The organism is Paractinoplanes polyasparticus, assembly GCF_019710575.1.
In the GTDB taxonomy this organism is placed as follows: domain Bacteria; phylum Actinomycetota; class Actinomycetes; order Mycobacteriales; family Micromonosporaceae; genus Actinoplanes; species Actinoplanes polyasparticus.
On record NZ_JAHWFK010000011.1, the window covers coordinates 109,961 to 123,566 of the forward strand.

Below are 13,606 nucleotides of genomic sequence, written 5' to 3' on the forward strand. Positions count from 1 at the left end.
CGCTGACAATTCCGGACGTCCTTTCTTCCGTGGACACAGCGAAGCGCCGGACCGATTCGGTCCGGCGCTTCGAGGTTTAGCAATCGTTACCGGTGAATGCGGCGGCGACCGCCGACGCCGGCCACCAGAGCCACACCGATCGCGGCCAGCACAACCTGGAACAGGAGCTCGATCCAGTCGAAGCCCTTGGTGTCGGCGACGCCGGTGGCGCGGGCCAGAACGGTGCCCAGCAGCGCGGCGACGACACCGATGACCAGGGTCAGCCAGATCGGGATGTTCTGCTTGCCCGGTACGACCAGGCGGCCCAGGGCGCCGATGATGAGACCGACGATGAGCGCGGTGATGATGCCGGTGACAGTCATTGGGGGTTCCTCTCGGGGGTGAAGCTTTGTTGCGTCCGTCGAGCCCCAGAGTTCCCGAGTAGCCGAAAACCCAAACCGATTTATTTCTTGTTTGCTCCCTTGGTGTCCGGACCATCGGAGGTCGACAGGGCGGCGATGAACGCCTCCTGCGGCACCTCGACGCGGCCGACCATCTTCATCCGCTTCTTGCCTTCCTTCTGCTTCTCGAGCAGCTTGCGCTTGCGGCTGATGTCACCGCCGTAGCACTTGGCGAGCACGTCCTTGCGGATCGCGCGGATGGTCTCGCGGGCGATGATGCGGCTGCCGATGGCGGCCTGGATCGGCACCTCGAACTGCTGCCGGGGGATGAGCTTCTGCAGCTTGGCGGCGATGCCCACGCCGTACGCGTAAGCCTTGTCCTTGTGCACGATGGCGCTGAACGCGTCGACCGGCTCGCCGTGCAGCAGGATGTCGACCTTCACGAGGTCGGCCACCTGCTCGCCGGACGGCTCGTAGTCGAGGGACGCGTACCCCTTGGTCTTGCTCTTCAGCTGGTCGAAGAAGTCGAAGATGATCTCGGCCAGGGGCAGGGTATAGCGAAGCTCGACCCGCTCGGCGGACAGGTATTCCATGCCGAGCAGGCTGCCGCGACGGCTCTGGCAGAGCTCCATGACGGCGCCCACGTACTCGTTCGGAACCAGCACGGTCGCCCGGACCACCGGCTCGTGGATCTCGGCGATCTTGCCGTCCGGGAACTCGCTCGGGTTGGTGACGACCCGCTCGACCGCGTCCTCGGTGTACACCCGGTAGACCACGTTGGGCGCGGTGGAGATCAGGTCCAGGTTGAACTCGCGCTCCAGCCGCTCGCCGATGATCTCGAGGTGGAGCAGGCCGAGGTAGCCGACACGGAAGCCGAAACCGAGGGCCGCCGACGTCTCGGGCTCGTAGACCAGCGCGGCGTCGTTGAGCTTGAGCTTGTCGAGCGCGTCGCGCAGTGCCGGGTAGTCCGAGCCGTCGATCGGATAGAGACCGGAGTAGACCATCGGCTTGGGGTCCTTGTAGCCGCCCAGCGCCTCCTTGGCGGGCCGGACGTTGCCGGTGACGGTGTCACCCACCCGGGACTGGCGCACGTCCTTCACGCCGGTGATCAGGTAGCCGACCTCGCCCACGCCGAGCGCGCCGGCCTTCTCCATCTCGGGCGAGACGACGCCGATCTCGAGCAGCTCATGGACGGCGCCGGTCGACATCATCTTGATGCGGTCACGCGCCTCGATGCGCCCGTCGATGACCCGGACGTAGGTGACCACGCCCCGGTAGACGTCGTAGACCGAGTCGAAGATCATTGCGCGGGCGGGCGCGTCGGCCGCACCGACCGGCGGCTGGAACTGGCGGACGATCTCGTCGAGCAGGTGGCCGACGCCGACGCCGGTCTTGCCGGAGACGCGGAGCACGTCGTCGGGCTCGCAGCCGATCAGCTTCGCGAGTTCCTCGGCGTACTTCTCGGGCTGCGCGGCCGGCAGGTCGATCTTGTTGAGCACCGGGATGATGTGCAGGTCGTTCTCCATCGCCAGGTACAGGTTGGCGAGGGTCTGCGCCTCGATGCCCTGCGCGGCGTCGACCAGCAGCACGGCGCCCTCGCAGGCGGCGAGGGAACGAGAGACCTCGTACGTGAAGTCGACGTGGCCGGGGGTGTCGATCATATTGAGAACCGCGGTCTCGCCCTGCCGGCCACCCTCGCGGACGGTCCAGGGCATGCGGACGGCCTGCGACTTGATGGTGATGCCGCGTTCGCGCTCGATGTCCATGCGGTCGAGATATTGCGCGCGCATCTGCCGCGGGTCGACCACCCCGGTGATCTGCAACATGCGGTCGGCCAGCGTCGACTTGCCGTGGTCGATGTGAGCGATGATGCAGAAGTTGCGGATGCGAGCGGGATCGGTCGCACCGATCACGTTCACGCCGGGGTCGAGCGGTCCAGGCACGATCTTCCGTTCTTATCGTCCGAGTGGTGGTCCGGCGCGGCGCCGGCGTGCTCTATCGTCCCACGTCCGCGCGGAAGGCCCACTCACACCCGCTCACACCGGCTCGAGGCGGGCGTGCGGGGAAGGCGGTAACTCGGCCGTGATGGCGTCGCCGGGCCGGACGACGCCGCCGCGGAGCACCACCGCCATGATCCCGCCCTTGCGCACGAGGCCGCCGTGCTCGTCGGGGGCGATCACCTCTTTCAGCAGGCCCGGCCGGAAGTTGTTGATCTGCTGGCAGGGATTGCGGAGACCCGCGACGACCAGGGCCGGACGGGAGTCGGGGCCGCGTTCCTGCTCGGCCGCCTCCTCGCGCGCGAGCGCGGCCCGCAACGCCTCGGCGGCGCGGGCGGTCGGCTCGTTCAGCGTCGCCGCGGCCGCCGCTCCCAGCACACCGGCCAGCACGTTCCCGGCGCGGTCGGCGCTTTCGGCGCGGTCGGCGCTTTCCGGGCGGTCGGCGCGGTTGGCGCTTTCCGGGCGGTCGGCGCGGTCGGCGCTTTCGGCGCGGTCGGCGCTTCCGGGCGGTGGGCCGAAGCGCAGGATCGTGCCCACCGGCAGGTCGAGCAGGGCCAGGCCGCGGGTCGTCACGTTCTCGCCCAGGTTGCCCGGCTGGACGTCGTAGCCCTTCCGCGCGACGTCGGCGAACAGCTCCTCGTGGATCAGGTGGACCTGCCGCAGGTTGGGCTGCGCCGCGTCGGCCTTGACGCGGCTCCGGTGCCGCACGTGGACACCCGCGTGCGTGTCGCCTTCGACGCCCAGGCCCGCCACCAACACGATCGCGTCTCGCGCGGGCTTGGTGAACGAGTAGACGCCGTTCTGGTTGACCGAGGCCACTTCCCCGTGCGCAGTCTCCATGGGCCGAAGTCTGACCGAACCGCGCCGACCGGCTCGACCCATTTCTCAGCTCACTCGGGCGGGGCCAGGAAGAGTTCGGAGAGTTTCGGCAGGCGGCGCTGCATTTCCTCCTCGTTGTCGAAATCCCACAGATCGGCGGCCTCGGGCCGGGTCACCGGGCGGTCGGACGCGGGGAACTCGTTGCCGGTCGCCTGGGCGTAGGCCTCGGCCGCGATGGACAGCACCTCTTCGGCCTCGAAGACCGCGCCCGAGTCGGCCGCGGCCCGCACCACCGCCACGTCGGCCAGCGAGTCGGGAGACTTCACCGACCGGGCCACCGCGTCGCGCCCGTGGGCGATCAGCCAGCCGCGGAAGCTGTCGAAGCCCTCTTCGGAACAGCCACCGTTGATCAGATAGGCCGCCGCCCAAAGATCCTGCGTGCCGGAGGCCACCATGACCTTGTCGAGATGACGACCCCAGGCCACGATCTCGTCGGGATCGCGGGTGGCCAGGTCGGCCACGGCGCGCTGCGCCACATCGGCGGGCGAGGCGGGCCGGTCGGCGGTCGCCCGGCTGATGACTGCCCAGAAGTCGTCGGTTCTCATGCCGCAGATCCTGCCAGTGGGGTACGACAGAACGCGGCCGGGCAGGATGGGGTCGTGCGAACGATTTCGGTGCCTGACGTGCCCTACGGATCCACCGCGGTCCGCCCGGGCTGGTCCGACCTACCCGAAAGCCTCCGCGCAGCCGTCGCGGCCCGCCTCGGCGGGCCGGTCGTCACCGTGAGACCCGCGGGCGGCGGCTTCACCCGGGCGTTCGCGGCGCTCGTGACGACGGCGGACGGGGTGACCAGCTTCGTCAAGGCCGCGCCCCGGCCCGACCCCACCTCCGACTGGTACGCCCGTGAGGCCTTCATCACGTCACGCCTGCCCGCGGCCGTGGCCGCTCCCCGGCCGCTCTGGACGATGGTCGAGTCCGACCATTTCGTGCTGTGCCTCGAACCGGTCGACGGCCACGTGCCGGCGCTGCCGTGGTCGCCGCCGGAACTCCGCGCGGCCCTCTCCGCCTGGTCCGCCGCCGCCGAGGCGCTCGCCGTTCCGAGCCGCGATCTGCTCGAGGCCGGCGTGCCGGCGCTGGCCGACATCGTGCGCGGCGAGATGTCCTGGTGGACCGAGATCGCCGCCGGCCGGGAGCCGATGCCCCGCACGGCCCACGGCACCGTCGCGCCGACCCGGCTCGCCCACTTGGCCCGGCTCGAGCAGGAGCTGCCGGACCGGGTCGCCGGCGACGCCCTCATGCACGGCGACCTGCGGGTCGACAACGTCCTCATCGACCGGGCCGGCCACGCTCTGCTCTGCGACTGGACCTGGCCGTGTCTGGGCGCGCCCTGGTTCGACACCGTGACCCTGCTGGTCACCGCTTTCGCGAGCGGGCTGGACGCGGACGGGTACCTGGCGGCCTGGAACGCGCCGGCCGAGGGCGTCGACGGGGCGCTGGCCGCGCTGGCCGGCTACTGGCTGGTGCGCGCCGACGGCGGGCCGAGCAGCGCGTCCCCGCACAGCCGCCAGCATCAACGCTTCAGCGGCGAGCAGGCGCTGGCCTGGCTGGCCGACCGCCGGAGCTGGTGAGGGCGTTTTGGCGGCGCGCCGGGCGGCTGGTAGTGTGGATTCTCGCGTGTGGTGAAGCGCCATTGTCCGCTGATTCCGGTCGGCGGCGGCGACCACCCTGCTGAGACCGTTTTCCGAACACCTAGTCAGGACAAGGCTGTCGCGTGGCGAACATCAAGTCCCAGATCAAGCGCAACCGGCAGAACGAGAAGGCCCGGCTGCGTAACAAGTCGGTCAAGTCGTCGCTGAAGACCGTGATCCGCAAGCTGAATGAGGCGAGCGAGGCCGGCGACACGCAGACCGCGACGACGCTGCTGCGTGACGCCTCTCGTCAGCTCGACAAGGCCGTGAGCAAGGGCGTCATCCACAAGAACCAGGCGGCGAACCGCAAGTCGGCCATCGCCAAGCGCATCACCGCGCTGTCCGCCTGATCCTTCGCGGGTAGCACCTGTAAAGGCTGCACTCCGGGCGCCGCCGGACTTCAAGTCCATGGCGGCGCCCGGTGTCTTTTTGTCTCGGGTGTTACCTTGGTACCGTGGTAAACATCGAGAGAACCCAGACGGGCGTGCGTCTCGAACGCAACACGCTCAAGGTTCTGAAGGGCCTGGCCGAATACCTCGACATGTCCCTCGGCGAGCTGCTCGAGGGCATCACCCTGCACGCGTTCGAGGGCAAGGCGCCGTTCACACCGCAGACTCTGGCCAAAATCGATCAACTGCGTTCCGTGTACGGGCTGAGCCTCACCGCCGCCGACGCGCACCGCCTCGAGGAGCGGCAATGACCGCCACCAGCGCGCATCGCGTTGAGGAGCAGCAATGACCTCCGCAACCGGCAGTTTTGCCCTACCGATGCCCCCGCGACAGGCGTTCCACCTGTTCACACCGCGCGGCGAGCAGGTGTGGGCGGAAGGGTGGCAGCCGCACTTCCCGGCGTCCCCCATCGACGACACCGAGCCCGGCACGGTCTTCATCACCACCACCCGCGATCAGGTCACGACGTGGGTCGTCGTCGACCGCGTGGCGGGCCAGTCGATCCGCTACGCCAGGGTCGTCCCCGGCGTCACGGCCGGCACGGTCCTCGTCAACCTGCGCCCGACCGGCGGTGGCACCGAGGTCACCGTGAGCTACGACCTCACGGCGCTGGCCGCCGAGGCCGAGCCCGACCTGCGGGACTTCTTCGCCGGGTTCGGGCGTTACCTCGAATCGTGGCGCGAGGCCATCGGCGCTATTCGTAGCGACGAGTGGCGGACTGGCGGATCCACTGCTGCTGAGCCTCAGCCCGCTCCGCCCACGGGCGCTTGATCGGGGCGCCGCGGCCATGGTCGATCACGCCGGGCAGGCGGGTGGTCGCATCCTCGCCCACGCGGGCCTCGTAGGACGCGAACGCGCTGCTGGTGACCTCGTGAGGCACGCCGGCGGGCCGTAGGAACACCGCCTGCGCATGCTCCGCGCCGGCCGCGCGGGCCACGGCGCCGAGGCCGGACCCAAGGTTTGCGCCCACGGGCGCCGACGGCGGCGCCAGCGAGCCGGCGATCACGTCGTTGAGCTTGACCATGATGGCGACGGTGGCCGGCAGCACCAGCACACCCCACCAGCTCACCAGCTCGGCCAGGGCGAGCAGGATGCCCAGCGCGACCGCGCCCTCGAGGAACACGAAGCAGAGGAACCCGCTGGGCGTCAGGAACCGGAGCCGAAGCATGCGGGCATAGAGCGGCCGGTGCCCGACCGGCTCGGGGCTGTGCGGCCGGCTCATCGCGCACCGCCCGCGCGGGCCGCGGCCACCGCGAAGACGGCCTGTTCCAAGGCATAGCCACGGTCTTCGGCGCCGCCCTTGACCGCGGCGTTGCAGTCGGCGGCCGCGCGCATGGCGTCGACCAAGCCCTCCGGCGTCCAGCCGCGGCTGCGTTCCTGCGCGCGCTGGATCTTCCACGCGGGCATGCCGAGCGAGCTGGCCATCTGGTACGGATTTCCGCGCCCGGCCGAGGCCACCTTGGCCACCGTGCGCACACCGTCGGCGATCGCGTCGGCGATCGGCACCGGGTCGACGCCGACGTGCAGCGCCCACCGCAGCGCCTCGAGCGCCCCCGGCACGTCACCGATCATCGCCGCGTCGGCCACCGTGAACCCGCTGACCTCGGCCCGCCCCCTGTAGTAACGGGCGACGACGGCCTCGGTGATCTTGCCGTCGGTGTCGGCCAGCAGCTGCGAGCAGGCCGCCGCGATCTCACGCAGGTCGTTGCCGACGGACGCGAGCAGCGCCGACGCGGCCGCCTCGTCACACCGGCCGCCGTTGCGCCGGAACTCGTCGCGGACGAAGGCGATGCGCTCGCGGTCGCCTTTGAGCTTCGCGGCCGGCACGACGGTGGCGCCGGCCGAACGCAGTCCGTCGGCCAGCGCCTTGCCCTTGGCCCCGCCCAGGTGGGTGACGATCAGCGAGACGTCGGGGTCGGGGTTCTTCGCGTACGCCAGCAGGGCCGCGATCAGATCCTTCCGCGCGTCCTGCCCGCTGCGGATCACGAGGACGCGCCGCCCGCCGAACAGCGACGGGCTCAGCATCTCGGCCACCTCACCGGCGGCCAGGGCACCGGCCTCGTATTCCCGGACGTCGGCGCCCGGCTCGGCCGCCCGGGCCGCATCGACGGCGGCGGTGACCGCGCGAGCGGAGAGCAGCTCCTCGTCGCCTTGGACGAGCAGCAACGGGGCGGGAGGCGCGGTGTTCACGCCCAACATCGTTGCACGAAGGGCTGACGTTTCCGCGAGCCTCACTCCTTAGCGCAGACTCGTGGATCAGGGAATGCGAAAGCAGACATATCGGCGCCGAGCCATGCCGGCGCCCGTCTGCCCGGCGCTCGATCAGGCTGAATGTCTCCGCGGCCCACTCACACGTATCCGATCGCCCATCAATCCCCATCATTAGCTACAACTCCCACCTGAAAGGACTAACCCGGGCGTGTCGGCGCGCCATGCCACCAGCCAGTCCCCGCCGCAGGGGAGTCGGCGCGCCCCATCGCCAGCCAGTAGCCACCGCAGCCGTGCCGACGCGCCCCCTCGCTAGCCATTCCCACCGCAGGCGTGAGTGCCGCGCGAAGCGCTGCAGGCGCGCCCCGTCGCTAGCCAGTCCCGCGGCAGCCGTGTCGGCGCGCCCCACCGCGAGTCAGTCCTGCGGCAACTCGGACGGGAGCATCGAGCCGACCCAGGCGTCCACCCGGGCGCCCCGGTGCACGAGCCGCTGCCGCAGAACGGCCTCGACGGTGAACCCGGCCTTCTCAGCCACCCGCCGCGACGCCACGTTGCCGACCTCGGCCCGCCACTCGACAAGGCCCAGCCCGAGCGTTCCAAACGCCCACCCGCACAACGCCCGCGCCGCCGCCGTCGCCACCCCACTACCCCGGGCCGCCGGGTCCATCCAGTAACCGATCTGCCCCGCACCCGCTCCGTCCAGCCCGAGCCCCATCCGCCCGAGACGCCGTCCCGCCCCGTCGCCGGCCGACTCGACCACGAACTCGGCCCGGCGGCCGGAGTCCCACCCCTCCATGCACATCTCGCGGACGAAGTACTCGGCGTCGCTCCTGCGGTACGGAACCGGAACCTGGACGTACTTCTGGACGAGCGGATCCCGCGAAACCGCGTCCACCCAGGCAATGTCCGACTCCTCGAACGGGCGCAACCGAATGCCGCCGGCGCTGATCGTCTCTCGCTCCATCCCGGCATTGTCCGGCGACCAGCCAGGTCAGACCCTGAGCGGGTCCCCGCGTGCAGCGACCAGCCGAAGCCGGCCCTCACCGCGCCGCCGACCAGGCCGTCGCCGGCGCTCACCGCGACGCACGGCCTCAGCGGGTCGCTGCACGCGACGACCGTTACCCACCGCGGCGCACGGGCGCGGCAGGGTGGCGGTGAGCCGCACGGCTGCTGGCCGACCGCTGCATCGCCGGCCTCGAACCGACCGTCGAGGTCGCCCTGGCGTACGCGGAAGGCTGGCCCCGGCAGGTCCCCACGCGCCAGGACCGCAGCCGTCAGCCACTGCACTCACTGCCCCGGCGGGTCCCCCGGCGCGACGACGGCCATTGGGCACCGCAACCCACGGCCTCGGCGGATCCCCGCACACGACTACCGCCAACCGCAGCCGTCAGCCACTGCGGCTCACGGCCTCGGCGGGTCGCCACGCGCCACGACGGCCAGGCCACGGCCGGTGGCCACCGCAGCGAGGTCACCCGACTGATCCGTACGCAGGACGCGCGCACCGCCCCGGGACAGCCGCGCCATCAGCGGGACGTTCGGATGGCCGTAGTCGTTGCCCAGCCCGACCGACACCAGCGCCACCGACGGCCGGATCTCGTCGATGAACCGCGGCGACTGATAGCTCGAGCCGTGGTGGGAAACCTTCAGCACGTCGGCCCGCATGGCACCGGGGCCGAGGCGATCGAGCATGTCCTCCTGTTCCTCCGTCTCGGCGTCGCCGGGCAGCAGGATCGTCCGGCCGTCCACTTCGGCGCGCAGCACGAGTGAGTTGTTGTTCGGGTCCGAGTTGGTGCCCCGCAGCGGCTCGACCGGCCCGAGCACCGTCAACCGCAGACCACCGACCGCGTACGTCCATCCGGCGCGCACCGCGTGCACAGGCACCCGCCCGGCCGCCTCGGCGACCGCGGCCCGGCCGGCGGGCGGTTCCGGCCAGTCCGGTCCGACCACTCCGCGCAGGTCCCGGCCCCGGATGACCCCGGCGACGCCGCCGATGTGGTCGGCATGGAAGTGGCTGACCACGAACAGCGCGACCTGCCGCACCCCGAGACGCCGCAGGCAGTGGTCGACAGCGTTCGGCTCCGGGCCGGCGTCGACGACGACCGCGCGCCCCGCTCCCGCCGGCAGCACGATCGCGTCGCCCTGTCCCACCGCGCACGCGACCACGACCCAGTCGGGTGGCGGCCAGCCCGAAGCGAGCAACCGGACGGGCAGGGCGCCCAGCACGCCCCCGAGTGCCACCACCGTGACCAGCTTCCGGATCAACGGCCGGCGCGTGGCGATCAGCAGTCCGACGGTGATCACCGCGAGCAGCAGCGCGCCGGTGAGCCCGCCCGGCCACGGCAACGCACCGGCAGGCACCCGCGCGCCGTAGGTCGCGAGCAGCACCAGCCACTGCGCCGGCCAGTGCCCCAGCCAGGCGGCGAACTCGGCCCCGGCCGGCCAGACCGGCGAGATGACAGCCGCGGTGACCCCGAACAGCGTCGCCGGCGCGATGGCCGGGACGGCCAGAAGGTTGGCGGGAACGGCGACGATGCTGATCGTGCCGGACAGCCCCGCCACCACCGGCCCGCACGCCACCTGCGCCGCCGCGGGAACGGCGAGCGCCTCGGCCAGGCCCGCCGGGCATCCCCGGCGGCGTAGCCCGTCCCGCCAGACCGGAGCCAACAGCAGCAATCCCGAGGTGGCCAGCACCGACAGCGCGAAGCCCGCGTCCGACGCCAGCTCCGGGTCGGCCACGACCAGCACCGCCACGCCGGCCGCCAGCGCAGGCAGTGCCGCCCGCCGCCGTCCCGAAGCCAGCCCGATCAGCCCGATGGCGCCCATCGCCGCCGCCCGCACCACGCTGGGCGACGGCCGCGCGAGGATCACGAACCCGACGAGCGCCATCGCACAGATCACCGCAGTGACGACCGGCCCGGCCCGCGTCCGCCGCACGGCGAAGAGCACCACCCCCAGCAAAATAGCGACATTAGCCCCCGAAACAGCATTCAAGTGGGTCATTCCGGTCGTACGAAAGTCCTCCTCCAGCCCCGGGTCGAGCCGACTGGTGTCGCCCACGACCAGACCCGGTAGCAGCCCGCCGGGCAGGTCGGGAAGCGGCTCGCAGGCCCGCTGAAGCCCCGCTCGCAGCACGCCCGCGGCCCGTTGCGCCCACGACGGCCGCCCGACCAGGGCCGGCGCCTCCCGCACCGAGGCCACCACGGCCCGCAGATCCCCACCGCGCGGCGGCAGCAACTTGCCCTTGGCCGTCACCCGCTGCCCCGGCAGCAGCCCCCGCCACCCCGGATCGCTGCCCAGCACCAGAGCCCGCGCCGAGAGCCGCAGCCCGCCAGTCCCTTCCGCCCGAACCGCTTCGAGATCGACCGCCACGATGTACGTCGGCGGCCGCCCCACCGACCCTCGAGCGGCCCGCGGATCGTCGCGCACGACCATCCGCATCCACACCGGATCCCCCGCCTCGACCAGCGCGACCAGCCCCCGCGCCTCCCGAACACTCACCCGGGCCGCCGTAGCCACGGCCCCACAACCCACCCCCAGCAGAACCGCAACCCCCACCCACCGCCCAGCCCCGACCCAACCCGCGCCGCTCGCGGCACCCCGCCCCCCACCCGCTCGCACACGCATGAAATCGGACCGCCCTCGCGCACTACCGCCCACAACCGCCGAACCGGACCGCACCCGCGAACGGTCGGTTTCCCCCGGCGAAGCGAAATCCGACCGCCGGCCAAGCGCAGCGTCTACCTGCCGACCCGCGTCGTCCGACCTCTCCGGCCCCTCCCGTGCTCTGGACTCGGAGTGGGTCGCCCGCCGCGTGGCCAGGACCAACGCAGCCGCGAGGGCCAGCGCACCCGCTCCGATCAGCAAGCCCGTGCGAGCCGACAGGTAGAGGGCTGCCAGCGCCGACATCCACACCGCCACGGCAAAGCCCGCCAGCCGCAAATCCACGACGTCCCGCCCGCCGAAGCGGCCCTTCGCCTCGGAAGGCCTCCGGTCCCGGCCCGAGTCGCCACGATCCCCGCTCATGAACCAGCCCTCGCGCCCGGCTGAGGTGGCGCAGCACAGCCCGTTAGAAGGCACACGGAGGCCGAGCAAGAGCCAGCCCTTGCGCCGAGCTGAGGTGGCACGGCACAGCCCGATAAAAGGCACACGACGGCCGAGGCCCACCCAGCCCGCTGGGCTGCGGCTCGTAGGCGGATGAGTCGCTCATGTGGACGACGTCGGCCGGCGAGGCACGCGGCAAGCCGAACACCGGTCAGGTTGCGAGCGCCGAGGCCGGCGGTCATACCGTTACCAGGTCTTTGAGCTGGTCGTAGCGGGCGTCGCCGATGCCGTCGACCTTGCGGAGATCGCCGACCGCGCGGAAGCCGCCCTGGGCGTCGCGGGCATCGAGGATGCGCTGGGCCAGCACCGGGCCCACGCCCGGCAGCTGGTCAAGGTCGGCGAGGGTGGCTGTGTTCAGGTTGAGCGGGGTGCCCGCGCCGGGGCCGGAAGCGGCCGGGCCGGAGGGCTGGACGACACCCGGAGGCGGAGTCACGCCGACCATGATGAGTTCGCCGTCGATCACCTTGCGGGCAAGGTTCAACACGGCCACGTCGACGCCCGGATCCGCACCGCCCGCGGCGGTCAGGGCGTCGGCGACCCGGGCTCCGGGCGCCAGGCGAACCAGGCCGGGCCGGCGGACCTTGCCACCCACCGCGACGACCACCTCGCTGGCGGCAGAGGACGGCCCACGGACCGCAGCGGACGGTTCGTCGCCGCTTTCCGACTGGACAGCGCCGAGCGGAGGCGGCGCGACGGGATCGATCTGGGGCCGCGAGCGCCACGCCAGCACGGCTGCAATCAGAATCACCACGGCGGCGACGGCAGCCAGGGCACGAACGCCGCGACGTCCCGGATCGAAGGCGCTCAGCCCGAACCGGCGACCGCCGTCCTCCGTGCCACCAAAGGCGCCCGCGCCGGTCAGCCCCTCCGGTTCGGACGCATTCGAGTCATTCGAGCCGCTGAACTCGAACCGCTCCGCGGCCGGGTCGAACGTGTAGCTCTCGGACGGCGGATAGCCCGCATCCGCCTGTTCGGCGATTCCGTCGCCGGCCGCGCGATAGAGCGGGTGGCCGGGCGCGTAGTAGGTCCCATTCTCCGAGGCCGTCCAGTCGGCCGGAGGCAGCCGACGCTCCGGAGGCGCGGGCACAGGCGCAGGCATTGGCACCGTTACAGGCACGGCCGTCCGGATACCGGCCCAGCCCGGCAACGGCTCGGATTCAGGCATGAGATCTCCCAGGTGTGAAGTCAAAGGATCGGCACTTCCCACCACGGGGTACGCCCTCGTGCCCGCCCGCACCGCCACAATGACCGGCGGCGGTGAAACAGCGACCGGCCCCGCCGCAGCAGAACCGGCCGAACCGACAGAGCCGCCGAGGCCGGCAGGGTCAGCCAACGCGGTACGACCGGGTGGACCATGAGACCCAAGTGCCGCAGCGCCGCCGGAGCGCACAGAGCCAGCCAACGCTGCCGCACCAGACGGCACAGCTGGGTCAGACGAGGCAGGACCACGTGAGGCACCAGGGAAAGACGACGCAGCCGGGCCAGACGACCCGTTAAGTGCCGCTGGGCGAGTGAGATCCGGCGACGCCACGACGGCCGGCGTCGAGGCGATGGCGTGGTTCGACGCGAGATCGCTCACTGACGGTCCGGCGTCCTCGGCCGCGGGATGGTGCGAAGCCGGCGGCGTGGCCCACGGCGTCCCCGGCCGATAGCCGTCCGCCGAGGCGAGAGGAGCCGGCCCACCCGGCTCAGCAGGGCCAGGAGGCGCGACCGACCGGCCCGGGTGAAATACGGCGCTGGGCGCCGCCTCCAGGTTTACGTCGTCGGGCCAGGCCGGGATGATGTCGGACCACTGCAACGGCTCCCGCAGCTCGGCCAAATCGGCCAGCCCATCGCCAGGAGCCGCGGACGCAACGCCAATAGGCGCGGACGCAACGCCAGGAGCCGCAGACCCAACGCCAGGAGGCGCGGACGCAACGCCAAAAGCCGCAGACCCAACGCCAGAAGAGGGAGGGACAGACGCA

13 protein-coding genes are annotated in these 13,606 nt (G+C 71.7%); 4 read left to right on the forward strand and 9 right to left on the reverse strand.

Features of this window, described 5'->3' with window-relative positions:
- Window positions 1–86: 86 nt before the first annotated feature.
- The 4 genes from KXC43_RS14410 to KXC43_RS14425 form a co-directional block, all read right to left on the reverse strand.
- Window positions 87–362 carry a GlsB/YeaQ/YmgE family stress response membrane protein gene (locus KXC43_RS14410; RefSeq protein ID WP_221376552.1) on the reverse strand — a complete coding sequence of 92 codons (276 nt, stop codon included), beginning with the start codon at window positions 360–362 and terminating at the stop codon, window positions 87–89.
- Window positions 363–442: 80 nt separating this feature from the next.
- Window positions 443–2,323: a translation elongation factor 4 gene (gene lepA / locus KXC43_RS14415; protein ID WP_221376553.1), complete on the reverse strand. Its 1,881-nt coding sequence runs from the start codon at window positions 2,321–2,323 to the stop codon at window positions 443–445.
- Between the two features lie 93 nt (window positions 2,324–2,416).
- A complete protein-coding gene (locus KXC43_RS14420) occupies window positions 2,417–3,217 on the reverse strand; it encodes an MOSC domain-containing protein (RefSeq protein WP_221376554.1) in 801 nt (266 codons plus the stop codon).
- Between the two features lie 50 nt (window positions 3,218–3,267).
- Entirely contained in the window at window positions 3,268–3,801 is a 534-nt protein-coding gene (locus tag KXC43_RS14425) for a DUF4240 domain-containing protein (protein ID WP_221376555.1), read from the reverse strand.
- A 54-nt stretch (window positions 3,802–3,855) separates the two neighbouring features.
- Between KXC43_RS14425 and KXC43_RS14430 the strand changes: the two genes are divergently transcribed.
- The 4 genes from KXC43_RS14430 (at window position 3,856) to KXC43_RS14445 (ending at window position 6,104) form a co-directional block, all read left to right on the forward strand.
- Window positions 3,856–4,824 carry a phosphotransferase family protein gene (locus KXC43_RS14430; protein WP_221376556.1) on the forward strand — a complete coding sequence of 323 codons (969 nt, stop codon included), beginning with the start codon at window positions 3,856–3,858 and terminating at the stop codon, window positions 4,822–4,824.
- 143 nt (window positions 4,825–4,967) lie between these two features.
- A complete protein-coding gene (gene rpsT / locus KXC43_RS14435; protein ID WP_221376557.1) occupies window positions 4,968–5,234 on the forward strand; it encodes a 30S ribosomal protein S20 in 267 nt (88 codons plus the stop codon).
- Window positions 5,235–5,338: 104 nt separating this feature from the next.
- Window positions 5,339–5,584 carry a hypothetical protein gene (locus KXC43_RS14440; protein ID WP_221376558.1) on the forward strand — a complete coding sequence of 82 codons (246 nt, stop codon included), beginning with the start codon at window positions 5,339–5,341 and terminating at the stop codon, window positions 5,582–5,584.
- A gap of 34 nt (window positions 5,585–5,618) precedes the next feature.
- Window positions 5,619–6,104, forward strand: a complete 486-nt coding sequence (locus KXC43_RS14445) for an SRPBCC family protein (RefSeq protein ID WP_221376559.1) — start codon at window positions 5,619–5,621, stop codon at window positions 6,102–6,104.
- On the opposite strand, the gene KXC43_RS50790 is transcribed toward KXC43_RS14445, so the two are convergent.
- The 5 genes from KXC43_RS50790 to KXC43_RS14470 all read right to left on the reverse strand — a co-directional run bounded on the left by KXC43_RS50790 (window position 6,028) and on the right by KXC43_RS14470 (window position 12,741).
- On the reverse strand, window positions 6,028–6,555 hold the full coding sequence (locus KXC43_RS50790; RefSeq protein ID WP_255644068.1) for a hypothetical protein: 528 nt from the start codon (window positions 6,553–6,555) through the stop codon (window positions 6,028–6,030). The genes KXC43_RS14445 and KXC43_RS50790 overlap by 77 nt on opposite strands.
- On the reverse strand, window positions 6,552–7,532 hold the full coding sequence (gene holA, locus KXC43_RS14455; RefSeq protein WP_221376560.1) for a DNA polymerase III subunit delta: 981 nt from the start codon (window positions 7,530–7,532) through the stop codon (window positions 6,552–6,554). The genes KXC43_RS50790 and holA overlap by 4 nt, the downstream gene beginning before the upstream one ends.
- A gap of 424 nt (window positions 7,533–7,956) precedes the next feature.
- The gene (locus tag KXC43_RS14460; protein WP_221376561.1) at window positions 7,957–8,505 is read right to left on the reverse strand and encodes a GNAT family N-acetyltransferase; all 549 of its coding nucleotides are present in this window, start codon (window positions 8,503–8,505) and stop codon (window positions 7,957–7,959) included.
- 437 nt (window positions 8,506–8,942) lie between these two features.
- Window positions 8,943–11,564: a ComEC/Rec2 family competence protein gene (locus tag KXC43_RS14465; RefSeq protein ID WP_438870889.1), complete on the reverse strand. Its 2,622-nt coding sequence runs from the start codon at window positions 11,562–11,564 to the stop codon at window positions 8,943–8,945.
- Between the two features lie 256 nt (window positions 11,565–11,820).
- Window positions 11,821–12,741: a ComEA family DNA-binding protein gene (locus KXC43_RS14470; RefSeq protein ID WP_221376562.1), complete on the reverse strand. Its 921-nt coding sequence runs from the start codon at window positions 12,739–12,741 to the stop codon at window positions 11,821–11,823.
- Window positions 12,742–13,606 lie beyond the last annotated feature (865 nt).